This window comes from Vibrio sp. Vb339, from assembly GCF_902751245.1.
In the GTDB taxonomy this organism is placed as follows: Bacteria; Pseudomonadota; Gammaproteobacteria; order Enterobacterales; family Vibrionaceae; genus Vibrio; species Vibrio coralliirubri.
On the sequence record NZ_CADDIS010000003.1, the window covers coordinates 421,139 to 444,319 of the forward strand.

19 protein-coding genes and 3 pseudogenes are annotated in these 23,181 nt (G+C 40.7%); 12 read left to right on the top strand and 10 right to left on the bottom strand.

Going from position 1 to position 23,181, the window contains the following annotated elements; genetic code table 11:
• Positions 1-70: 70 nt before the first annotated feature.
• From HRQ85_RS17760 to HRQ85_RS17780, 5 genes are all read right to left on the bottom strand, one after another.
• On the bottom strand, positions 71-565 hold the full coding sequence (locus tag HRQ85_RS17760) for a YcxB family protein (protein WP_122082522.1): 495 nt from the start codon (positions 563-565) through the stop codon (positions 71-73).
• Between the two features lie 467 nt (positions 566-1,032).
• A complete protein-coding gene (locus HRQ85_RS17765; protein WP_050645342.1) occupies positions 1,033-3,027 on the bottom strand; it encodes a choice-of-anchor X domain-containing protein in 1,995 nt (664 codons plus the stop codon).
• A gap of 12 nt (positions 3,028-3,039) precedes the next feature.
• Positions 3,040-4,557: an esterase/lipase family protein gene (locus tag HRQ85_RS17770; RefSeq protein ID WP_172380268.1), complete on the bottom strand. Its 1,518-nt coding sequence runs from the start codon at positions 4,555-4,557 to the stop codon at positions 3,040-3,042.
• Between the two features lie 232 nt (positions 4,558-4,789).
• The gene (locus HRQ85_RS17775) at positions 4,790-5,950 is read right to left on the bottom strand and encodes an IS3 family transposase (protein ID WP_172380269.1); all 1,161 of its coding nucleotides are present in this window, start codon (positions 5,948-5,950) and stop codon (positions 4,790-4,792) included.
• A gap of 561 nt (positions 5,951-6,511) precedes the next feature.
• The gene (locus HRQ85_RS17780) at positions 6,512-6,895 is read right to left on the bottom strand and encodes a helix-turn-helix domain-containing protein (RefSeq protein ID WP_172380270.1); all 384 of its coding nucleotides are present in this window, start codon (positions 6,893-6,895) and stop codon (positions 6,512-6,514) included.
• A gap of 258 nt (positions 6,896-7,153) precedes the next feature.
• On the opposite strand from HRQ85_RS17780, the gene HRQ85_RS17785 reads away from it, so the two are divergent.
• From HRQ85_RS17785 to HRQ85_RS17795, 3 genes and pseudogenes are all read left to right on the top strand, one after another.
• Positions 7,154-7,351, top strand: coding sequence for a hypothetical protein (locus HRQ85_RS17785; RefSeq protein WP_172380271.1), 198 nt, complete (start codon positions 7,154-7,156; stop codon positions 7,349-7,351).
• Positions 7,352-8,190: 839 nt separating this feature from the next.
• Positions 8,191-8,829, top strand: coding sequence for an NAD(P)H-binding protein (locus HRQ85_RS17790; protein WP_172380272.1), 639 nt, complete (start codon positions 8,191-8,193; stop codon positions 8,827-8,829).
• Between the two features lie 382 nt (positions 8,830-9,211).
• A pseudogene (locus tag HRQ85_RS17795) lies at positions 9,212-10,567 on the top strand (carbohydrate porin).
• Positions 10,568-10,630: 63 nt separating this feature from the next.
• Here the strand turns inward: HRQ85_RS17795 and HRQ85_RS17800 are convergent.
• The gene (locus tag HRQ85_RS17800) at positions 10,631-11,617 is read right to left on the bottom strand and encodes a LacI family DNA-binding transcriptional regulator (RefSeq protein WP_172380273.1); all 987 of its coding nucleotides are present in this window, start codon (positions 11,615-11,617) and stop codon (positions 10,631-10,633) included.
• Positions 11,618-11,769: 152 nt separating this feature from the next.
• Here HRQ85_RS17800 and HRQ85_RS17805 point away from each other — a divergent pair.
• The 8 genes and pseudogenes from HRQ85_RS17805 to HRQ85_RS17840 form a co-directional block, all read left to right on the top strand.
• Positions 11,770-12,770, top strand: a pseudogene (locus HRQ85_RS17805) (PTS transporter subunit EIIC); the annotation flags it as partial.
• Positions 12,771-12,849: 79 nt separating this feature from the next.
• On the top strand, positions 12,850-13,530 hold the full coding sequence (locus tag HRQ85_RS17810; RefSeq protein ID WP_172380274.1) for a hypothetical protein: 681 nt from the start codon (positions 12,850-12,852) through the stop codon (positions 13,528-13,530).
• Between the two features lie 298 nt (positions 13,531-13,828).
• Positions 13,829-14,281, top strand: coding sequence for a site-specific integrase (locus HRQ85_RS17815; RefSeq protein ID WP_172380275.1), 453 nt, complete (start codon positions 13,829-13,831; stop codon positions 14,279-14,281).
• The gene (locus HRQ85_RS17820; protein ID WP_172380276.1) at positions 14,265-15,386 is read left to right on the top strand and encodes a hypothetical protein; all 1,122 of its coding nucleotides are present in this window, start codon (positions 14,265-14,267) and stop codon (positions 15,384-15,386) included. The genes HRQ85_RS17815 and HRQ85_RS17820 overlap by 17 nt, the downstream gene beginning before the upstream one ends.
• A 599-nt stretch (positions 15,387-15,985) precedes the next feature.
• On the top strand, positions 15,986-16,240 hold the full coding sequence (locus HRQ85_RS17825; RefSeq protein WP_172380277.1) for a hypothetical protein: 255 nt from the start codon (positions 15,986-15,988) through the stop codon (positions 16,238-16,240).
• A gap of 322 nt (positions 16,241-16,562) precedes the next feature.
• A complete protein-coding gene (locus tag HRQ85_RS17830; RefSeq protein ID WP_172380278.1) occupies positions 16,563-16,856 on the top strand; it encodes a hypothetical protein in 294 nt (97 codons plus the stop codon).
• A 16-nt stretch (positions 16,857-16,872) separates the two neighbouring features.
• Positions 16,873-18,060 (top strand): hypothetical protein, encoded by a 1,188-nt coding sequence (locus HRQ85_RS17835; protein ID WP_172380279.1) that lies wholly within the window; start codon positions 16,873-16,875, stop codon positions 18,058-18,060.
• Positions 18,057-18,470 (top strand): hypothetical protein, encoded by a 414-nt coding sequence (locus tag HRQ85_RS17840; protein ID WP_172380280.1) that lies wholly within the window; start codon positions 18,057-18,059, stop codon positions 18,468-18,470. Before HRQ85_RS17835 ends, HRQ85_RS17840 begins: the two co-directional genes overlap by 4 nt.
• A gap of 273 nt (positions 18,471-18,743) precedes the next feature.
• On the opposite strand, the gene HRQ85_RS17845 is transcribed toward HRQ85_RS17840, so the two are convergent.
• The 4 genes from HRQ85_RS17845 to HRQ85_RS17860 are packed head-to-tail and all read right to left on the bottom strand — an operon-like array spanning position 18,744 to position 22,585.
• Complete coding sequence (locus HRQ85_RS17845) at positions 18,744-19,721, bottom strand: hypothetical protein (RefSeq protein ID WP_172380281.1); 978 nt, start codon at positions 19,719-19,721, stop codon at positions 18,744-18,746.
• The gene (locus HRQ85_RS17850) at positions 19,714-20,964 is read right to left on the bottom strand and encodes a hypothetical protein (RefSeq protein ID WP_172380282.1); all 1,251 of its coding nucleotides are present in this window, start codon (positions 20,962-20,964) and stop codon (positions 19,714-19,716) included. The genes HRQ85_RS17845 and HRQ85_RS17850 overlap by 8 nt, the downstream gene beginning before the upstream one ends.
• An 11-nt stretch (positions 20,965-20,975) precedes the next feature.
• A complete protein-coding gene (locus HRQ85_RS17855) occupies positions 20,976-22,109 on the bottom strand; it encodes an ATP-grasp domain-containing protein (RefSeq protein WP_172380283.1) in 1,134 nt (377 codons plus the stop codon).
• Positions 22,106-22,585, bottom strand: coding sequence for a hypothetical protein (locus HRQ85_RS17860; RefSeq protein ID WP_172380284.1), 480 nt, complete (start codon positions 22,583-22,585; stop codon positions 22,106-22,108). The genes HRQ85_RS17855 and HRQ85_RS17860 overlap by 4 nt, the downstream gene beginning before the upstream one ends.
• A 95-nt stretch (positions 22,586-22,680) precedes the next feature.
• On the opposite strand from HRQ85_RS17860, the pseudogene HRQ85_RS17865 reads away from it, so the two are divergent.
• A pseudogene (locus HRQ85_RS17865) lies at positions 22,681-23,181 on the top strand (transposase); the annotation flags it as partial.

Sequence of the window (23,181 nt, forward strand, 5' to 3'; positions counted from 1 at the left end):
CCGGTAATTCGATACGTAGAATTAAAAGTGATAGAAAAATGCCTGCTAAATCAGCAGGCATTTATTGGTGTTATTTCGCTTTTGATGCGGCGTGGTGTTCAATCATGAAGGCAATGGCTTCTTCGCTTAAACAAGATTTACTCACATATTGGCGCTGTTTACCGATATGCAGGATAAAACCAAGATTGGTCTGCTCAAGTTGGTCGATGTCACTCCACGCGATGGTGTTGGTCGCTTTGTGGTTTTTGTAACTCACTCCGTTAGCATCACCTTGAAAGACTATTTTGCTGCCTGCGCCTGAGCTGATCTTTTGTCGCCATAACCACCAGGTTCTTTTGCAGTACACACTGAATGCTTCAATCACACTCAAAACGATAAAGAACCAGCCAACATAGCCGTTAGGTAATAGTTCAAACTCCAGTAGAACCACACCAAAAATAAGAAACAGTATTCCTTTTAAGTAGGCTTTTGGAAATTGAGTTGGAAGGCTAGTTTGATCATAACACTCCGCGAAAAACGTCTTGTCGAGTTTGTATTCTGTAGTGAAACCGGGTTCTTTAGACATGTGAGGCTACTTTATGGTTCTCTGTGAATGGGCTGTCAGTGGGCAGGTGTCCCACGCTGCAATTTTGCAACTTGATTATTGTATCGCTTCTCACTGTTTTTATTTAGATATTTTGGCTCTGTTTTGTAAATCGATGATACTTAACGGGTCTATTCTAACTTTAGCTATCAGACTAGTGTAGGGGCATCTTTAAAGTCACCTAAAAATTTGGTGATGGGATGGATAGATCTGTGGAGTCACCCGGTTGTTGGGACTACTGGCCTTTTTGGATAAAACTTCGATCTCATTTTGTTGGTTGATGGAGTCTATAGTGATTAGCGTGCTTTATCACTACTGTTGAGGGGCTGGCATAGTCTGCTCTAACAGAATAAACATATGAAGCTTGCAAAGTTCATCACTGTTCACTCTGAGAGGCCATGCCCAAAGCGATACCTTGGGCATGGCCTTATTCTATTTCAGTTTTAGGATCAGTACTCGATGAATAATGACACCTGCTTAACGTTAATGAAGAAACTTCTTTCATAGGGAGAAGAGGTAAGAGCAATATCTAGTTTGTTCAACCCAGACACTCTCTTCTCATTTAATGCTTCTAATAGTTTAGAGTTGGTAAACCTAAGCGTTTGACCTGCTTCTACGTTGTTGAATGTAGTGAGTGGATTACTCCATGCTGCACATATTGTAAAAGACTCACAGAACGTGTCGTAATCCAGTGTGTTTGGAGACCAAGTTTGATTAACGATATGCGCAGTTACATTGTTGAATGGAAATTGAAGAGTTGAATCTCCGAAATCAACAATAAGCGTTGCCTGTTTAATTTTCCCTCGAACCTCACTTAAGTCAAAACTCGCTAGTGTTTCGTAGTCGTATGGGATTGAAGCCCCCGCTCTTAAGTAACCACCGACACGATGTTGCGTGACTTGTGTTGCCGGGGTTGCTTGCCAGTTTTCTCTTTCCAAACCGAATAGGTTAGAGGGGAGGGTCACATTCACTGGCGGACTGAAATCAGAGGCTTGGTATGGTGGAGTTTGACCGAGAACTCCTTGTCGATAGGAGTCAACGCCACTGTAGATTAGCAGTGCGTTCAGTTCATAAGGACCATCGGCTTGCTTAAACGTGTCACCAGGAACGGTAAACTTGATGGTGTTTTCGCCAGCCTCAAGCGGTTCTTGGAAACTCACTAGCTCTAAATACTCTCCGGCTGCACCAACGATATTTACCGAACCTGTGTAAGTTCCACTGCGCGTAACATGGATAGGAAACTCAAAACTCAGCGAATCAATGTAGGTTCCATCTTGCGACATAGTCGGTGTGGTGACTAAACTCCCCGTGACTTCAATCGGTTCGCGGCAACGCTCAAAAGATGCTAAATCAATAAATTCTTCAAACTGAATTCGAGGGGCTGAAATTCGTATGTCATCTTGAGTGATTGCGTAGATGATCGTCGGGTTGGAGGTCAAAGTAGACGCTGAATCAAACGCGCCAAAAATATCTTCAGTTGAGTACTGTAGAGTGACGATTTGCTTCGCAGGTTTGAGTTGCAGACGTTTGCTTGTGTTCAGCTCGTCAATTCCATCGGTGAGGTAACCATGAATGGCAAAATCCCCCGCGGATTTAACATCAAGTTCCAAGCGCTGCTCTAAGGCAATAACACAGCCTTCAGAGGAAAACAGCGGAGCGAGTGAGAGGCTGACAAATTCAATGTCAGAGGGTAGTACGTGGATTTTTTTACTTGTCTGGCGAGTGATAGTTGTTCCATATTCTTCAAAAGACGTTATGCCTTCAATTAGATAATCCCCTTCAGCGGGTGGAACGAAAATATTGCTGTAGACACCATCTTTAGCAATAGCATCGAAATTGACACCCTCATCTTTAAGCGTCAGGCGTGTTTTTATTCCAGCTTCATCAATGATCACTGCGCTGGTTTGGGCACCTGTGATTGGATTCCCTTTGTTTGTCAGTAATGCAGAAACGGGAACTGGTTCACCGACCACAAATTGGTTTGCAGCTATCGCCATGCCAAACGCAATTGGGGATTGGATCGCAACCTGAGCAATAATTACTGTGTTGTAACTTGGGTTTGGAAAATCAACGACGATCTTCCATTCGCCAGGTTCAGGGTTAGTTACTTCAGGCAAAAATAAATAGCTGCCCGGTAGCGGCGGACTTTGTGTGTCACCTGAAAGTATGTTCGCTTGCACATCATTGGATGATGTTGCGACTTGCCCGTTAGGCTTGACTAAATATACGGTTGCATCATCCAACGGCACGATGATTTCTGCTTTTAGGGCTTCCGCTTTGTCGATGGTAAATAGCATTGTGACTTCGTTATCGTTACTAGTCACTGGTTGAGATAGTGTCGTGCTTGTACTCATCCCAACGGGTATTGCATTACTGGCGATAGCCGGTGTGATGAAGGTACAGAAAAGACTGAACACCATCACTAATTGCTTGATGAATTTCATTGTGGCCACTCCTTAGCGCATTGAAATAATTTGTTGTAGAAAACGTTCAACGTTTTGTCCCGTTTTCATTGTTGAGTGGTTAGCCAATACGTTACCCAATGCATTGGTATAACTTGGGTTAGCGCTTGCCAAGGTCACAACAACATCATTTTCTTGCGGTACTGTTTGAATGGCTTGGTAACTGACTATGGTGATTGGATGAGCTTGTGGTCCATACACACTTGGCATTGTGACCGATTGAGTTTGAGTATCGAGGTAGGCCGCAGAACTAAAGCTTCTTAGCGCCTGCCAAGCGGTAACGCCTGCCCAACGCGATCCCCATGGGAATAGGCCAACGATATCAGGATCTTTCTCAATAACACCGTCTTGGTTGAGATCGGCATTTGCCCCAATAGAAAATGTATTTGCAATATTGCCGCGAGTACGCATATGGATCGCGTTTGATGCTGTATCCGTTGTTAGATCACGGATACCAGGCATTTTAGGACCCGCAAACGGAATATTTGGGAGTTGCATGTACTTGCCAGCGTAATTATTTGGATCGGTACTGACGTTACTGTAGATATCGGCGTAGTGGTCCATTTTTATCACCGACAAATCTGCTGCGACGCTACCAAGGTGAGGTGTGGAGAAAGTAGAAAGGGAGGTTATCTCAAAGGAAGGGCTAAGTGCTTTGAGGTTTTGGGTATCTAGCCCGCCTTTACTGTGTGCAATGACGTGAACTTTGTCGGATTTCAACTCACCGAGAAAACCCTGAATTTTGTTGTTCAAGATATTAGCGTTAGTCGCTGTGGTTCCATTTTTGTCAGCAGAGAAACGAGTATAACGAATGCCATAGTCATCAAGTGTAGAAAGCACGCCTGGAGCCGTATCATCATCCCAAGTGTCTGATTGTGCAGCAATGCCATGAGCAAGAATCACAGGAATGGCAACATCAAACTCGATTGAGACCCAATCGACAGACATACACCAGTTGTCTCCCGTATTGCCAGTATCAATATCGACGCGAATCTCATTGTTTTGGCCGAACTTGATATCACTGATATCGACTTGAAGGTTAGTATCCGTCCAACGGTTATCAGCGCCTTGCAGCGTACCTAAAGACTTTCCGTTAAAAGATACGATATCTATTTCTGGAGCAATTTTACTGACGTTGGCATTGGAGTCTATGTCGAAGACCGGCATGCTGATCCTTGCGTTAGAACCGATAACGCCTTTTTGCTGCATATCGCCCAGTTTACTCGGAGCAATTCTCCCGTCACTTTGTAAAACGTTGGGGCTGACGACCATAGGAACAGGTAAAGAGATAAGTAGAGGTCCGCCAGAAGCATAGGTACAACCGGTATCCAGACCAGGACCCGAATTCACAACATAAACGCCGAGTTCTTCTTGCGGTGGGGCTATCCCAGAGCTTTGTGAGCGCATCGAAAAATTACGCAATTCGTATGAATCAGGTATATCTTCGGCACTCGCGAAACTCGGAGAAAGTAACAAAACACTGAGCGTGGCGCTCGGAATGTATAGTTTCATTTGTTTACCTTTGAGTATAGGTTATCCAAGAATTTGGTTGAAGAAAGCTCTATCTGTAGTTGTAAGGTAAAGGCTTGGAGTTTGATGTGAAATTTATTGGGTATAATTTCGGCTTGTTACTCAATTGATAAAACTGCTGCTCTATTTTTTTTCAAAATAGGAAGAGTGCGATCGCAGTTTCTGGATTGCGGAAGTTATGTCCTTATTTTCAAAAGGAGGGGGATTGTAGTGGTCAACAAATTCCGGACACTGACTTAAGCCGATTTTCGGCATTCACTGGCGACAGCCCATCATTTGTTTGATGAGGCCGTTGCCGATTGTAGTAACTCATCAGGTAATGGCTGATGTCTTTCTTAGCTTGAGCTTGTGTCAGGTAACCTGTTGCTGGTATCCACTCGGTTTTCAAGCTTCTAAATAGCCGCTCCATGGGAGCGTTGTCCCAACAATTACCACGACGGCTCATGCTTTGAGTTATACGATATCGCCAAAGTCTTTGGCGATAGTTGCGGCTGCTATATTGGCAACCTTGATCTGAATGGAACATTACGTTCTTCGGACATCCTCGTTGCTCCCAGGCCATGTCCAAAGCTTTAGAGACTAATTCGGTATCGGGCTTATCGGATAAAGACCACCCCACAACGCGTCGGCTAAATAGGTCAAGCACTACCGCTAAATAGGTCCACTTCGAACCTGACCAAATATAAGTAATATCGCCACACCAAACACGATTCGGAGTACTCACAGAAAACTCACGCTTCAGTAGATTTGGAATGTCTAACCTCTCTACTTTTGCATGTCTATATCGATGCGAACCTGGCTGTTTACTCATTAAATCAGCTTCACGCATTATCTGGCGAACCTTAAATCGTCCGGCTTTTATGCCTTCTGCGCTCAGCATCGAGACAAGAGTACGACTGCCAGCAGAGCCTCGACTCATGTTGAAGAGTTCTTTAATTTGGCTAGCTAGACGAATACGATTGGCATCCGGCTTGCGTTGCTTAAACTTGTAATAACAAGACGAAGCTACGTTGAACAGCTCGCAAAGCATTTTGACCGAYTCATGCTCCCTCAACTTGTCTATTAACGAGAACGTTCGAGTTCGTCCGACATTAAGAGAGCGGTGGCCTTTTTTTAATATGGACTTCTCTCGTTCTGACCGGTTAATCCGGGCTTCTAACTCTTGGATTTTCTTTTGCTCAGGCGTGAGGGCTTTAGTCGTTGGAGTCATCCCACCTCGCTCAACTTTGAGTTGGTCGACCCATCGCCGTAAAGCTGTTTCACCTACGCCCATAGAGTTAGCTGCTTCAGGTATGGAGTACCCTTGATCAAGAACCAAACTTGCAGCATCTAGTTTGAACTCAGCTGAAAATGTACGTCGTTGTCGTTTTGTCATTGAACACCTCATTTATGGTGGAGACTTTACCACCTAATTTGGTGTCCGGGATCATTAGACCACTACAGTTATCGCATTACTGTAAGAAGATCGCTTATCTATAGTTCAATGTTTGTGGCTGAAATGATGATTTATAAGCGGCTAAGTGTTTCTAGTGTATTAGGAGTTGGCCATGAAAGCGTAGGTGTTACTGCTGAGATGTGAATAATTGTGTAATAGTGGTTGTAAATTAATCTGTACCGTCAGAATGCTACATTCATATTTATTTTATATGAATGTAGTTCGTGATCTACCTCTTGTTTTTGGAAGGTTGTAAAATTCTTCAAGCGGGGCTAGTTTTTATCGGTTAAATATTAAGTAAAGTTAATTATACATAATATGTTAAATTGTAGTGTAGATTATAAAATGAGGGGGAGTTTCGAAATGGGATGCTTTGTTTTGAAAGCCAGTCCTATGCTGTTTTTTTTTATACAAAATTAACAACATTGGACTGGTAATTTTTGTTTAGAAACGATTTTTGATTATTTTCTCACAGAGCGTCAGTATGAGGTTAGGGGATTTCTAATCTTCTGCTTTTTTCTTTAAGCGTTTTCTTGCGCGTTTAAAGGCTTCATTCTCATCAACTGTCTTAGACACGACAAACGTTGCTTCTATCGCCTTTAAAACTTCTTGATGGTATGACTCCAGTACTAGCCTAACAAACTCTTGTTCATTAATGTTTAGTACCCGGGCTAATTCTGCAGCTCGACTGATAGGAACTTTAGTTCTGCCTTGTTTGAACATTGTGATTAGATTTGCATTTAGATTTAGCTCAGAAGCTAACTCGGCTTGCGACTTTATGGAGTTACGCACTGCACTTGTAACAATTCTTGGAATAACAGATTCACTGAAAAACCTATCACTTTCTCTTATAGAAAGGTTCTCGGTGATTGTAAACATGTTCATAAAAATCCCATTTAATCTTAGAGGCTTAACGTAGGTTCCCTATATTAGTCACCAGTGCCGAGTTTTACTAGTGAACATATCAAATTATAGGTACGAAATTGCATGTAAGTTGGCGAAATTAGGTGCTATTTCTTGTCTTATCGTGAACTTTAGATGCTGTATTCATCGTTTATCATTTTTTTTTGACTGTTTTGTGCATAACGAAGAAATTAATTATAGTAATACTCGTTGGCTTCAAGCTGTGAGAGGGTAATCATAATGCAACTGAATGCATCAGTTAAAATAATAAATTTACAAGTTCTTGCTGAAATTATTGAAAAGAATAAATGCGACTCAACAGAATGTGAAAAAGTGGGTGTAATTCACAATCTTACTATTAGCGATAAAACATTCACGGCAATACCGACACCAAATGACGATTTTTTCTATTTGATTGAAGGGTATTACTTAAAGTAATTTATGAGTGGATCGTAATAGCCTAAGGGGGCAGCGATGACAAAAAACTTCGTATCCCTGTGATAGGAGAGAAGTCGTCAAAAATAACGCGATAAGTATGTTGTTTTCATTTCAAACTTTGGACAGCTTAGTTCTGGTTTTACTTTTCGTTTTGTAGCAAAGGTTCATAGTTGAAAGCAAGTGGCATTGAATGTTTAAAGGGGGGAGTGACTTATCACTTACTGAGTTGTGATTGATAAAGCATGATGTGCTTGGCTTCAACATATCGCGTTCAGCGGCAGTGTATACGCTAATTCTAACTTTTTTCGAGATAAATTTATCTCTCTGCTGCATTCTTGCGTTAGTTGTAACCCTTCTAATAGAAGGTATTCCCTAAGTATTGTTTGAAATGGGCTTTTTATGAGTCGAAAAGGTTTTAGTACTAAAGGAAACTACCGAGAGCATTTTTGAAGCTCGATAAAGACTTCCACTAAGGTTTGTAATAGAGAGCCCAGAAACAAACAGAATTCGTCAAACTTTTGTATGCGTCTAGAGGGCAAAGTTTGTTGTGAGTGATTCACCAATAAAATAGCGATTAATTAAGGGAAACTCTTTGCTTGAGAAAAAGAGCTTATTAAGCCTCTCATTATGAGAGCGTTCGGTGATGAAAACGGATCGTTATTTAGTTCCAGATATAAAAGGCAATTGATAGTTGGTTGGTTAATTTGTTACTGCGCGAAGCGCGGCATGTTGGCATTACCCCTGAAATACTTCTCGGATAAAACGATTTTTCTGAATTGTTTTGAGCACGTTATAGGTGTCATTTGGTTAGTAAAAAATAATTATTAGGGAACATTTTTATGAAAGTCGCAGTACTAGGGGCAACAAGTACCTTAGGGAAAAGTGTCGTCGAGGCCGCTTTGAGTAGAGGCTTCGAGGTTAGTGCTTTGATACCTGAGCATAAGTATTTACCAGAGAAATCGAATCTAAAGGTTGTTGTCGGCAATTATTTTCATCGAACTGATTTGTGCGAAGTGCTTAATGACGTTAAAGCGACAATTTCGTGCATTGCTCCCACACACAATGCTCATTGTGAGGACATGCCTTATCAATATGTCGATGCTCTTCGAAAAGTCCGTCAAATCATGAGTAAGGGAAGCGGGAAACGTTTGATTCAGTTGACTTCGTATGACGCTAATGGCGTCATGGATGAGATGCCTGAGTACTACAGCACAACTCATCCAAATTATGGGAAGTTATTGCGAGAGCAAGCGCGAGATCTGGAGATGGAATACCTCTTAACACGCCCAATTTTTTTGGATTGGACTTTAATTCGAGTACCTTTCATTCATGAAAACCCGAAATCAAACAAGTTTATTGTGACTGGTATAAAACCCGAAGGTCGTTTTGTTGATGCAGATCATCTTGCTCAGTTTATGATTGAACAAATTGACTCCGATGAATGGTTGATGAAGTCACCATTCGTGATTTCTGAATAGTAAGACTGTTTATGGAAGAATTCTGAGATAAATTTAACGGTATCTCTCAATCGAACTTTGGGTTCTCACTAGTTGAAAATATGACAGCTTTAGCGAACATTGTGGATTTATATAGCCTGAGTCAATGGAATGTGCGCTGGTTAATGATTTTTATGTAAATAATGCCCCTGGACGTGATACAGCTAACAAAATCGCCCTGTTCGGTAACGTTCCCTAAATGCTTGTATATTATCGCTCCATTGATACAAGTGGTAGAGACGCTCTGAGTCTGAGCGCTCTGAAATTCAGGCTTTAGATGGACATTTAAAGCCACCATATGTTTGCGATTTTTCTTGGGAGCGTTTGCAAAATCCTGAGTATAAATTTACGTGAGACTATGGAAATGAAACTACACACTTTGACGATGGCAGTAGGTTACTGCTCCTACATTCCTCACAACAGATGTTGACGCTCTTGAAAAGCGAATTAATGAATTAGAACAGAGACTTGAACAAACAGAACAAGTATCCATAGAAGCAAATGAGAAAGCCTCAAGCTTTGAGTTTCATGGCTACGCTCGTTCCGGGTTGCTCATTAATGACGATCTGAATGGTGCAGTTGGTACTGGTCCTTACATGACGGCAGTTGGTGCTATTGGCGCTCCAATTGGACGATTAGGGGTTGAGGATGATCATTATGTGGAAGCAAACCTTATTCACAAACGTTTTGCAGATGATGGTCCAGCGCTTTGCTCCGAATCATGCTGGCAGATAGTACGGAAACCAATAACGAATGGATAGCGAGTGAGAGTCAATTAAACGTTCGTCAGGTATATGCTGAGCTAAACAAGTTGAGCATGTTCTCTGAATCAAGTGCGTTTGCTGACGCAACGTTTTGGGCAGGTAAACGATTTGACCGTGATAACTTTGACATTCACTTCTTTGACTCGGATATCGTTTTCTTATCTGGTGCTGGCGTGTATGACGTCCAAATGAGCGATTCATGGAAAGCAAACTTCTCGACCTATGGTCTTGATTTGAGTGAAATTGATAGCTCGTCAACTGATGTTGAAAACTATATCGCGACAATGAACAACCGCTTTGGTAATTGGCAATTAATGCTGAGCGACATGACGTCTGCTGATAACAATGATCGCGTAGAAGGCGCAGCGGACAAAGGTTTACATGCGATGTTTGCCTACCATGGCGATAACTTTTTTGGCATGAGTGAAGGCTTCTCTAAAACTGGTATTTTGATGGGTGATGGACTGGGTGCAGAACTTAAAGGCATTGGTTCAAACGGTGATCTGCTAGAAGATGCAAAAGCTGTACGCTTGTTCAGTTATGGTGTAACACGCATCGGCGATAACTGGCGTGTAGCACCTGCGTTGTTAGCAGGACACAGACAAGATCGCTTTGCTAAAAATGATGAATTTACGTGGGCATCGTTCAACATCCGCTTAGCGCAAGAGTTTACACAAAACTTTGAGATGGTTTATGAAGGCTCATACCAATACATGGACCTAGACAATGCGATTGATAAAGCAAGAGGCAGTTTTTACAAAGCGACAATTGCACCAACGCTTAAGATGTCTACCGCAGCAGGTTTCTTTGACCGTCCGGAGCTACGTTTTGCTGTTAGCTACGTTGATTGGAGCGAAGACTTGAATAGCTACTCGATTAGCCAGGATGCGGGCGCTGCAACGATGGGTGATGGTGGTGAAGTTCTGTTTGCACTGCAAATGGAAACTTGGTTCTAAAGGGCTCTAACCTACAAAGAGTAAAAAGAAAAGCACCAACTGATTTCAGTTGGCGCTTTTTCATTAACAGGACTGACGCTCAATTGTTTTGAAGGTTAGTACCATCTTACTCATTTCAAAACTTCTGTTGGCAATTCTATCTAGTAACAGTTTCGCACCATTTTCACCTGCTTTATCAAATGCATAGTTAAATGTTGATAAGGTCGGGGTGCACACTGATGCGAGCTCATCATCACCAACCCCTAGCACCAAAACATCTTTACCCGGTGTTAACCCGAGCTCTTGAATCGCTCTCATCGCACCGATAGCAATACGATCTGTCGCACAGAACAAGCCATCTAGCTTAGGGGTCTTTGTTAAGTGTTGTTTTGCCAATGAATAGCCAGAATCGATTGTAAAGTCACCACGAGCATGGAAGGCGAGCTCAAAACCATGGTGTTGCAGCGCTTGAACAAATCCTTCAGAGCGTTGCTTATCTACCGCGTTATCGTCACCTTGCACACCAATAAAACCCATGGTTTGGCAACCTTTTGCAACCAGTCTATTTCCCGCTTCAAACCCTACTCGTGCGTCATCATGAATGATGCTTGGAATATTAAACATGGAACCATCTTGACCGACGAGCACAACTGGGACGGCTGAGTTTTGAATTGCTTTTACCAGCTTGGAATCGAGGTGGGTGGCGTAAAGAATGATCCCTTCAACCCGTTTTTGGTTAAAGATCTGAATGTATTCCAGTTCTTTTTCGTGGGCTTGGTGAGTGCTAGCAAGTAAGACATGTTTCCCGGCTTTTTCAAGGACATCGGTTAATCCATCGACACCTTGGGATGTGGCATGAGAGGAAACCCGAGGAACAATGACACCAACCAGATTGGTCTTTTGAGATTTTAGATCTTTAGCGACTTGGTTCGGCACATAGCCACACTCCGCTACTGCTTGGCGGACCTTCTGTTTTGTCGCTTCTTTTACGCCATACTCATCGTTTATAACCCGTGACACTGTTGATTTTGATACGCCAGCCAGACGGGCGACATCATGCAGACTCACCATTGTTCCTATCCATTCTGTTTTTCTTTTTTGGGATTGTTTGCAAAGAGAAGATGAAAAGCTCTTTGATTATTTGGTTTTATTGAGCAACAACTTGCTTTGCAAACGTTCCCGAAAATTTCGCAAGCTCAGATAATAATCCAATGGGGTATGAAATGAATTATCCGGCAGTAGCAAAAGAGTTGTTAACTCTACTAGGTGGTAAAAGTAACATCACTGCACTTGCGCATTGTGCGACACGCTTACGCTTTGCCGTTGCAGATGAGCAAAAAATAGATGAACAAGCGATTGATAGCCTTGAAGGGGTAAAAGGGCAGTTCAAAGTTGCGGGTCAGTACCAAATCATTTTTGGATCAGGCATCGTAAACCAAGTTTATGCAGAAATGGCGAAGTTGACGGGTATGAGTGAAATGTCCACCAACGACGTTGCGTCTGCTGGCGCAGAGAAACAAAACATCGTTCAACGCGCAGTGAAAGGGTTGTCTGATATTTTCGTTCCAATCATTCCCGCAATCGTCGCTGGCGGTTTGTTGATGGGTATCTATAACCTATTGACTGCCCAAGGTTTGTTCATTGATGGCAAATCTTTGATTGATGCCAACCCAGGACTGACAGACTTGGCGAACATGATCAACACGTTTGCGAATGATCCGTTTGTTTACCTGCCTATTCTGCTGGCATTTTCAGCCAGTAAGAAGTTTGGCGGTAACCCATATTTAGGGGCGGCGTTAGGTATGTTGATGGTCCACCCAGAATTACTTAACGGGTGGGGCTTCGGGGGTGCTGCGGTATCTGGCAACATTCCGGTTTGGAATATTCTTGGCTTTGAAATTCAAAAAGTGGGCTACCAAGGTTCGGTGTTACCGGTTTTGGTATCGGCATTCATTCTTAAGAAGGTTGAGTTAGGTCTGCGCAAGGTCATTCCTTCTGTTTTAGACAACCTTTTAACGCCGCTACTTGCGATTTTCATCACGGGTTTATTGACGTTTAGTGTCGTCGGTCCATTCACGCGTGATATCGGTTTCCTATTGAAACGCAACTTGTTGCGGATATTGCGACGACAGGCGGCACCTTTATCTTTCCTATTGCGGCGATGTCTAACGTTTCTCAAGGCGCAGCAGCGTTGGCAGTGGGCGTGATGAGTAAAGATAAGAAGAGTAGTTGTGATTCTGTAGTTTGACGTAACATGTGTGATGTACCAAGGTTGACAGTATCCTGATAAATAGGTGATGTCTATGTACCCAAAACATGAACGAATCATACTAATTCGACACTTCAAGCAAACAAATTCTGAGATTACCTCATGTCCAATAAGTGATCTTTCTATAGAAAGACTTTTGTGTGATGGTGAATCTTACTTTATTACCCCAAATAAAGCTTTTAACGAGAATTACGATCTATACCTATTCCCATTTATTATCAATGCCGACGGATCTCCATGGGAGGAGGCAAACTCCTTTATATTTAATGCAGCTTATAACCTGATAAAAGGTTACACATCATCAGAAGCAATAAGAAAAAAAGTGAGTCTTCTACTAGAATATAAAATTTACTGCGAGCAGAATGAGATTGATTTGATGATTTTCGAAGGCCGTAAACCGCAAAGGCCAACTTATCGTTATTACATGGAACAATTATCACTACTAGAGAAAGGTTTGATCACGAGACGAAGCCTTAACCAAAGAACCAAGGTAGTATACGATTTTTATAAATATGTATCTAAAATTCCTAATTATAATATTGATATTAAACGTGTTGATAACGTGGATTTAATAAAAATATTTAATGGTGGGTTGAATGGCCAGTCGTATCAATATGAAATTGAAAAGCGTGAACAGAGTGTAAGTGTTAGCAGTAGTCCTTCTCCTGTACCACATGGTTTTGTGCGTGGTATGGTGAAGATCTTCGACCACTGAATAACAATGAACTCGATGAGTTAATATAAATTATCTCCTCCGAGAACTTTAATATAGATGAGAAGCTGATTCATTTAATCGCCTTACATACGGGAGCAAGAAAGCAATCTATACTAACAATGAGACTAAAACACTTAGATAAATTTGTTTTAAAATATCTTGAAAAAGATGGAACGTATAAGTTGAATGCTGGACCTGGACCTGGACCTGGACCTGGACCTGGAATTGATACCAAGTTTTGTATTTTCCTGAAAAAATAGCAGAACAAATTATAATGTATAGTAAAAGCGTCTCTGCGATGAAAAGAAGAGATAAGTTTGTAATTAGAAATGGAAATATAATACCAGAAGATAATATGTATATTTTCCTTTCTCCTGAAGGGGAGCCGCATTACATGGCTAAGGATGACCCAAGATATAAAACTAAAAAGAGTAGGCCCCAAGGTAGGAATACTTACTATATGAAGAAAAAAATTCTTGGAAAATGCAGTGCACTTTTTCCAAAAAGCTTTTCATTTCATTGGTTACGTGTAACATACGCATTGAAATACTACAGATGGCTACAACCGTTATCAACTAATGGAGTGCTAACCGAGGGTGATATTGTTTCACTGGTACAGAAAAGGTTGCATCATGATGACAGGCGTACGACAGAGGTCTACTTAAAGTTATTTGACTCTGTAGACGAAAGGTTGAAAGCTCAGTCTATATATGAAGAAAGAGTATTTGATTTATATGGAAATAAAGAATGACAACTATATAGAAAGGAACTTGGTTCATTACACTTTAGAAGAGTATCTAAGGTCGGAAAACGTTGATACGCCAAATTTAATAATTAATATATTAGATCCGAACGATAAAAAGAACGGTCATTTTGTCGATCTTGGTGAGCTTCTTTATGAGGATAAATACTATATACCTTCTCACATAAAAAACATGTCATATTACAAGGTTAATCCTAGTTCATTTGTGAAACATTGGGAGCCCTTCATTTACAAGTTAAACGAATATGTAGCGTTAAGAAGAAAAACTATTAGAAGTAAAATTTCCATATATACTTTAACTAGACGTGCTCTTTTGTTAGTTTCAGAAGTTGGCTTGTCTAATGATTTTTTCAAAAGTAAAATAGATACTAAGTTGGCCTATAGAATAATAATTAATGAACTTAAACATCGAATGCAAGTCGGAGATATAACACCTAGAAATGCTGATATACTACAAAATAATTTAGCAACCATCGCGGAAATTTATTATGGTAGAAGTTTTAGAAATTACATGGTTGCTGATAATATAAATATTAAAGGGTGTATTGAAAGCACCCTACTAAGAGAAGTAGATGACTTAAAGCATGCATATGATGTTTACTATAATATTGCCACTCAATTGACTGAACATTTGGTTTGTGAAAAATCATTACCATTTTTGATAAAAACAGAAAAATACGAAACTTATTTGTTTCCCTCCGCTTCCCATAGAGTAACTCCTTACTGTAATAGGCCAACTAAAGCATATAATGATGTTGAAGGTAGATTATCTACATTTGAAGAGCTACGTTATAAAACGGATCCTAGAATAAAAGATAGCTACGTTAGATCTGATTTATATAGTTTGAGAAAAAGGTTTAATAAAATAAACTCAGATCCCAGAGCTAAATGTAAACGTGCCTTAGCATCTACTGCTATGCAGGCATATCAAACAATATTTATGATGCTTACTGGTGCATACATTAGCGAGGTGGATAGGTTGGAATTTTGTGACAACTACGAATATAGCACATCAACAATTAGCAAAAGCTATAGAGTTGTGAAATTTAGAGCCTCTGGTCGCATTGTTCAATATGATCTTTCTACAGGTTGAGTAAAGCTTTTTAGAAAATATTTGAAGTTGAGAAATTGGGTATTAAATGGAAAGGAATGTAATAAATTATTCTTTGGGTTAAAAGCTAAATCCTGGGATACGACCAGTGTCACATGTGAAAGTATTAGACATTTTCAGAAATCAAAAATTATTGGTGTTTTCCTTCCTAAAGATTTTAAGCCTCTAACTCCGAGAGAGTTTAGGAAAATAAAAAGTATTTTTTTGCATGAAGAATCTACTATAACTAAGAACATAGTATCTAATGTATTGAATCACTCTCAATCTACAAATGAAAACCATTATATGGAAGTCTCACCTAAAAAAATAAGAACAGAAATGGACGCGTTTTGGAGGTCAGCGCAAGAGGCTGTGAAGCACGTTAAGCAATTGAACAAAAGTGAGAAAGCAAAGACAAAAAAATTGCTGCAGGGCAGTGTGAAGGCTTTTCTGAACCTCTTTATATTATGCAAGACCCACCAATACAGCCAGACTGCAGAACTCAATATGGTTGTTTGTTTTGCTCACGTTATATTTGTCATGCTAACGACGAAGAAGATGTCCACAAACTAACCAGTCTGCTTTATATCGTTTCAGGTGTAATGAATGCATCACAAGATGAGGGAAAAGCAACTGAGCTTTTTGAATTATTAGCTGCTCGAACCCGGAAAATGCTTTATCAAATAAAAAGTATTTCAAAAGAGGGGGAGATGAATGTTGATAAGTGCATGAACAAAGTTTTCAAGTACGGAGATTTAACCTCATATTGGGAATCTAGATTACAAAGGTATGAAAGCCTAGGTCTTGTTTTTTCAGAAACGGATGGAGAAGAGATAAGTGATTGGAATAAGGAATAGGGTATATGTTAGTAACATTCTTTCTCACTCAAAAACGGACCAGAATATTCAAGAGCCAGATGTGTTCAATTGTGAATCTGCGTTAAAGGTAGCAAACTCTTTCGTTATTTGTAGAGATTCAAAAGGAAATGTTACAGCATGATATGGGGACAACCTTTGGGATTTGACGCCATATAGCCTTACAATAACTGGTAATTCAAAGTTTGATTTCAGTAGATTAAAAAAGACAGGCGATAGTGAACATGATGACCTAATAACCAACCAAGTAAAATCCGTCGTATTCTCTCTTATATACTTTTCAAAGAGCGGGAGGAACGGTTGTTTGAATACAACTACTATCTATAGGTATTTTGAGTCAACCATTGATGCTGCAAATTACTGTTTTGTTTTTGAAAAATTACCAATGATAGGGAGAATAAGTTTTTTTGATTTTATATCAAATGAAATATATTTGAAAAAGTATGCGGCTGGTATTTCTAGCAGAAAACAGTTATTACTTCATATATTACTTGGTCATTTGAATAAAATTGGAAGTAACAAAATAGGTATATCAAAGGATAGATATAGGCTTAATTTTCGAGAGTCGGTTAAAAAAATGGTTTGGAAAGTTTTTTAGAGATTGTGATGTAGAAATGAAGACACGGAAAAGTGTTTCAACACTAATATCTAAAATACAGTATGATATGCTTATATTAATTCATTTATACACTGGAATGAGAAATAGCGAAGCTAGGAGCTTGCCATTCAATTGTATATCTAGTAGCACGGTAAATGATGAGGTTGTTGATGAGTTAGATAATAAAATAGTTCCGAAGAGAACTATAAAAATAATATCAATTACAACAAAATTTTCCGGGTATAAGAAAGAAGCGACTTGGTTTGCACCACCTATTGTTGAACGGGCCGTGCAAGTTCTACAAGCACTAGTCCGGGGGATGGCAAAAGTGAATAATTTGAATCCTGAGGATTGTCCACTGATTAGTAGCCCAAATTGCTTGAACAGTAGTATAAAGATCATGAAACCTAAGGTTGCAATGAAAGAACAAATTAAGAGCTCCTTTAGGACGGCAGATTTTCAAATTATTAAAGAAGACCTTGATATATTGGAGGCGAGTGACTCAGAAAGGAATTTTTCTTTGGAACCTCAGTTCAACGTTGGACAAGTTTGGCCTCTCACTACGCATCAATTAAGGAGATCTTTAGCGTTTTATGCTGTCAATAGTGGGTTTGTGTCATTACCAACAGTTAAAACCCAGTTTAAACACACTTCTAAAGGGTTGAGCAAGTACTATAGCCGGAACTTTGAAAAAGTGCATACTATATTCGGTAACTACGATGTAAAAACAAAATCCTATGTCTTACCTCAAACCCATTTTGCGTATGAAATCCAGATTGGTGTGTCTCTAGATACGGCGAACAAATTGATCACTGATATGATTGGTGAATTCCCGATTTTCGGTAAAAGTGGAGGCTTTCTCGAGAAGCAAAAAGAGAAGTTTCTAAATGGTGATATTCCCGTCGAAGAATTAAAGGAAGACACCTATAAACATGTCGAGAGTGGTCAAATGTCATACCGCACTACTTTATTAGGTGGTTGTACTAATCCAAATATCTGCGAATGTGCTTTACTTGGTGAGTTTTCTAGTTGTTTGACAAGTAAGTGTGCGGTTATAAAACGGAGCAACGTAGAATCACTTATAGAACGGCCTCGAAACGAATTGATGAAATATGATAAAGGCTCTGTTGAGTATTTATCTACACAAGCTGAATTGCAGAAGTTATTGAACTTCAAGACGCATAGATTAGGGCGAAATAAATGACGGACAAGACAGGAATCAAAGCATGTTATGACGCGTTGGAGCGGCTGAAGAATGGTGAGCCGCTAAATGAGAAGTTTATTGGTTTGACACTAGACAGAATCACAGCTTCAGTTGTATCTCAAGAGGCCGGCTATGACAGTGGCTATCTCAAAAGAGCACGAATAAACCACCAAGCTATCATAGCAATGATTGATTCAACAAAGGCCTGTGCACAAAACAACATATCGACTTTGTCTAAATCGGAAATAATTCGCCGCGAGAAAAAGAGAAGCGATAAACTCAGAGTAGAATTAGAGCGAACTAGACAGCTTTTGGAAGAGTCATTATCTAGAGAAGTCCTTTTAGCTCACAAATTAGTGGAGCTTGAGCGTAGATTACTCACGGAATTTAACATGATCGACCTTCGATAACTTGTCGTACAATGTCACGCTGTTCTGATGATGGATTGTTACTTATTTAGTGAATGGATAGGTGATATCGGTTCTCGGCCTACCTGAAATTTAATTTTTTCCGGTGATACTCAATATGAAGGTGTATCTATACGCCTTGACCCGTTGTAATCAATTGCCGCAAATTTTGATGTTTTGATTGATTACTCACCTATTAATCTTATACATAAATTCACCAACAAGCACATATTAAAAATAGTAACGGTTTTCGGTGATACACGAGCATCATCGCCGTTAAAAAGGAGAATAGAGTTCTGCAAATCGCCCGTGTTCCGACAGTGCAAGCCCTTGAGAATAAGGTATCCCCAATTGTACTAATTGCTTGGAGACACCCTGAGATGGCATAACTTTTTCGACAACTTGGTTGTTTTCTGGGATAAGCAACACCTTCATCGGTCGATATCCTGTCGCGAGCGATCGCTCACATGAGGCAACCCCAGGCCAATAGTTGAGCATTTTTGCTCCCCCTATAACCCCATCCGCACCGAGTGTTGAAATAAGAGCAATATTCATCGAATTATCGTACACCAAGGACGACTCTCCTGGAGTTGTTGGTTTTAATTCCCCAAGAGGGCACAGGCTTCGCGCATTGGTACGCTGTAATAAAGAGGATAAGCCCGAAAGTTCTGATTGCGATATTGCGAACAGTAGCTGATCAAGCGTGATATACATGGTGCGCTGAGCAAGAGAAAGTCCCGCAGCTCTTTCCGTACTGGCCATCAACGCTACATAAGACCACGCTCGATTAATACATTGAGTTGACATTGCGTGGACCGCAAGTGGGTGGTTTTCCATTTCGGGTAGAGTTAATTCTGATAATGGAGGCTGGGATATTATCGTGACATGCTTCTTTTTTTTGTTTCTGGTGAACAAATTAACTTTTCTGATTTGTTGTTGATCATCCAAATACCACCACGCGTACGGTCGCCAACCGAGATCACTGAAGTTTGTGTGACTCAAGACTATTCGCAAATGAAATGCCTTCCTGTCGTCGCATTGCAGATGACGGGCATACCAGCTTGCAGCAACACGAGGAAAAAACACATTTGGGCTAGCGTGGGGGAGTGTCACGATAAGATGAGATGCATTGAGAAAGTTATTAGCAGTTGCAATATCCCAACCAAATAAGTGCTGCATTGGTTGATTATTCATGCCGAGTTTCAAGACGGTCTGCAACACATTTTGGCGAGTTTTATAGATTACGTTATTCATTGTTGGAAAGGCTCCTGAAGTGAGATTGGTCTTCGCGCCAAGAAGGCGGGAATATCCGCCAGAGTATCAGGAAGCATATTGCAATTGCTGACAACACGAGCCAACTGCTTTGAATATCAACCACAGTTGTGACAATCCCTGCAAGCAAAGAGAAACACGTTTTTGCTATAGAAACTGAAGCATTGCGTAGAACAGTGTATTGAGATACATGCTCTTTGCACGGTATTTGATTAGTTTTTACTTGCATACATATCACGTGAGCTGTGGTAATGAAGGCAAGCGTAAACATTAATATGGCTACGAAAGTAGGATTGTTGTTTATTGCGAGCAATACGGTGATAACTGCGATTGCAAGTAAGCCATGATCTAGTACTAACGTACTCTTTAGGCGATTCGATGACAGGGCAACCCCAGCAAAAAAACCACCAATCATAGATACTACATCGAGCAAGGAAAAATAAGTTGGTTCATTGGCAACGACGTGATTAGCCAAAGGGGCAAGAATGGCATTGATGTATTGTAGAGTTCCACTGCTGCAGATAGAAAACAAAATTAAAGTCTGTAGGCTGCGGTCTTTAAATAATGATACTTTGTTGGCAGAGTTAGCTAGAGAGTTTGCTTGAACCGGAGTGGGTTTAAACGAGAACTCCGAGGTGAGGGTTTCAAGCTTTACCATCCCCCCCCAGGCTAATATAAAAAGAATAAAGGCGAGCACGGGGCTTATGTAGATAAGGTCAACGGTCAAAAGTAAGCCAGCTAATCCTGCGCCAATAGAAAGCGATACGAGTAGGTTAGAAGATGCCAATTCCATGGCCTGCTTGCCTTGTTGTTTTGAAAAAATAGTTCTGATCAGGAAAGCTAATGAAGATTGATTGGATAGCTTAACCAATGATAGAGCAACTTGAACGAGACTCATTACTATTAGGGTTATTGCACTATCGTCGGAAATTGATGTTAATGCGGCAATCATCAATAACATTGAACAAGAAAGAATAAAAACCCCGGTTTTCAGCTTTTTAAAGGGGTTTCCACGACTGAAATATTCAGAAAGGACGAGGCCAGCAATCGCAGAAGGGAGGTAACTCGCTACGATCATCAAGCTAACAATGAAAGGACTTTGCGTATAGTTATACGTTAACCAAATGACCGTGATCGAATGAATGCCACAGGCTATATAAAATGATGATATAAAGAATTGATAAGTGAGTATTTTTTTACATTTGTACCACGATTTAACACTCATACCTGTCCTTTTTATATATCCGAGAGTTTTAAAAATTCAGACATGACTTCTTGCTCATTTTTACATGTGAAAAATAGCAATTCTTTATATACTAAACAGCCAGTCGCTTGAGAGCGGGTTCGTGGGTTTAGAATCATGCTGCGACAAAACATCGGGTTACGGAGTAGTGTGTCTTTATAGTGATGTTCGGCATCAGATACACCGATGTAGCCAACAATAGACGATTGAGCTTGTTGAGGGGGTAGTGTCAGTGTTGCGCCTAAGGCCAGTTTTAAATAACAGTCCCAAAGATCAATATTAAAAAAATATTGAATAGATTCTGTTATACCTCCTCCACCAGGTCGAAGCCCAATTTCGCCAAAATATAACTGTTCCTGGTAGTCAAACAATTCAATGTGAAAAACACCGTTTTGGATACCAAGCTCTTTCAGTAATACGATAACCATATCTTTGGCCGCCTTGTACTGTGGATCATCGTTTGGTAGATGAAGGCTGGCATTGGATTGCATATCTCCCCCAAGCCAAGGCCTGGCGTACCTAGATAGAAGGAAAAAGTTCAAATTTCCATTCGTCACTACTCCGTCACAATGTAGCTCTCTGTTTAGGGGGATGTATTCTTCGACGATGGACAAGGAAGGTCGACCAGCTAGATATTCGATAGCAAGAAGAGGTGTCAGACATTCCACCCCTTGACTACTAGAACCATAGATAGGTTTTATCACAACTTTGGGAGGTAGATGAGCAGCATTTACGTTAGCAATTTGCCCAAAATCTCCAGAATGCCAAAATCGAGGACTACGAACATGTCCTGACAAGTGCTGGCGCATCGACAGTTTATTGGTGACGTTAGCACTCAGTGTGGCATCGGGCCCATGTTTCAGGCCATATCGCATCCTCAGTAAGCCTGCAAATTGAATCTGACTTTCAGAACAAGCGACCACGTATTTAAAAGGAGCCGTGCACATCAAACGATCCAAGTATGCTAAGGTATCTGCATGGTACATAAACCCTACAGTATTTCCTTCAGCATCGATAACATCAATACTCTTATGACGGATAAAGCTATATTTTTTATAATCATCGCTTTGTATTAAGCGATTAATGTGGGCCTTATCGCGGTCTAGTAGGAGAACTCGAATGGTCATTTTATTCTCCTCTGCTCATTGTATGTAGTGATGGCTTCAACTGTAGATGTCAGTTCAGAAAAAGAGGGACGAGATACTATAATGTATCCTGAGTTTCCATAACTCCCGGAGGTTTGTGCATCTTTTGGTGGATCGAAGTGCAGGTCTACGGGATGGAACGCCTGCTGATACTCCTCCTCAGTTTGATTACCTCCAGGGTAAGAGCGTAAGTACACAAATGCATGACACTCTGTTGGTGTCATTGGGAGGTGATGCTCGTTTACTATTCCCATGCATTGTTCAAATTGAACCGAGAACCAATCAATACCGTAAGCGTGTTCGATGACTTCAGGGATCTGCCCTCCTCCTAATCGCGCAGCGCACTCACTAAAAACAAGTGCTTCCCCGGTATCAAAAAACTCTAGGTGAAATACGGTCGAATCGAAGCCCAAAGTCTGCATTGCTTTGGTGATTAGTTCCGATGTTCTTTGGTACAAGGAAGGGTGTTCCAAATTTGACAAAATTTGTACTGATCCGCACCAGAAGTTTTGGACACTGAGTTAAGTGAATACAATCACTAACGAGGTGGACAATGACAACTAATAAAACACGAATCAAACATGCTCCTGAATTTAAAACCGAAGCACTTAAGTTAGCAGAGAAAGTCGGTGTCGCTGCTGCCGCACGGCAGCTATCGTTATATGAATCTCAAATCTATGGATGGCGTAAAGCCGTAAAAAAAGACGCGAAAATCAGCGATAGAGAAAGAGAACTCACCACTGAAAATGCCAAGCTCAAGCGATTATTAGCAGAGCAAGCTGAAGAGCTAGATATCGTAAAAAAGGCCGCCACCTACTTCGCGAAAAATCTAAAATAGATTGCTATGAGTTTATGCTCGAACACCTGATGCAATATAGGATTGTCCGTATGGCTAAGGTGTTTGGGGTTTCTCGAAGTGGGTTTTATTATTGGATTGATAATCGCCATAAAGTCACTCAACGCAACGAGCACCGCAAGCAGCTTGATAACAAAGTTCGAGAAGYCTTTGATGATAAAAAGGAACGCGACGGTGCAAGGCGCATTCAAAAAGAAC

Excerpts from the sequence above, each read along its gene's own strand:
- HRQ85_RS17760 (WP_122082522.1), bottom strand. The coding sequence starts at position 565 with ATGTCTAAAGAACCCGGTTTCACTACAGAATACAAACTCGACAAGACG.
- HRQ85_RS17765 (WP_050645342.1), bottom strand. The coding sequence starts at position 3,027 with ATGAAATTCATCAAGCAATTAGTGATGGTGTTCAGTCTTTTCTGTACC.
- HRQ85_RS17770 (WP_172380268.1), bottom strand. The coding sequence starts at position 4,557 with ATGAAACTATACATTCCGAGCGCCACGCTCAGTGTTTTGTTACTTTCT.
- HRQ85_RS17780 (WP_172380270.1), bottom strand. The coding sequence starts at position 6,895 with ATGAACATGTTTACAATCACCGAGAACCTTTCTATAAGAGAAAGTGAT.
- HRQ85_RS17785 (WP_172380271.1), top strand. The coding sequence starts at position 7,154 with ATGCAACTGAATGCATCAGTTAAAATAATAAATTTACAAGTTCTTGCT.
- HRQ85_RS17790 (WP_172380272.1), top strand. The coding sequence starts at position 8,191 with ATGAAAGTCGCAGTACTAGGGGCAACAAGTACCTTAGGGAAAAGTGTC.
- HRQ85_RS17800 (WP_172380273.1), bottom strand. The coding sequence starts at position 11,617 with ATGGTGAGTCTGCATGATGTCGCCCGTCTGGCTGGCGTATCAAAATCA.
- HRQ85_RS17810 (WP_172380274.1), top strand. The coding sequence starts at position 12,850 with ATGTACCCAAAACATGAACGAATCATACTAATTCGACACTTCAAGCAA.
- HRQ85_RS17815 (WP_172380275.1), top strand. The coding sequence starts at position 13,829 with ATGAAAAGAAGAGATAAGTTTGTAATTAGAAATGGAAATATAATACCA.
- HRQ85_RS17820 (WP_172380276.1), top strand. The coding sequence starts at position 14,265 with ATGGAAATAAAGAATGACAACTATATAGAAAGGAACTTGGTTCATTAC.
- HRQ85_RS17825 (WP_172380277.1), top strand. The coding sequence starts at position 15,986 with ATGAATGCATCACAAGATGAGGGAAAAGCAACTGAGCTTTTTGAATTA.
- HRQ85_RS17835 (WP_172380279.1), top strand. The coding sequence starts at position 16,873 with ATGAAGACACGGAAAAGTGTTTCAACACTAATATCTAAAATACAGTAT.
- HRQ85_RS17840 (WP_172380280.1), top strand. The coding sequence starts at position 18,057 with ATGACGGACAAGACAGGAATCAAAGCATGTTATGACGCGTTGGAGCGG.
- HRQ85_RS17845 (WP_172380281.1), bottom strand. The coding sequence starts at position 19,721 with ATGAATAACGTAATCTATAAAACTCGCCAAAATGTGTTGCAGACCGTC.
- HRQ85_RS17850 (WP_172380282.1), bottom strand. The coding sequence starts at position 20,964 with ATGAGTGTTAAATCGTGGTACAAATGTAAAAAAATACTCACTTATCAA.
- HRQ85_RS17855 (WP_172380283.1), bottom strand. The coding sequence starts at position 22,109 with ATGACCATTCGAGTTCTCCTACTAGACCGCGATAAGGCCCACATTAAT.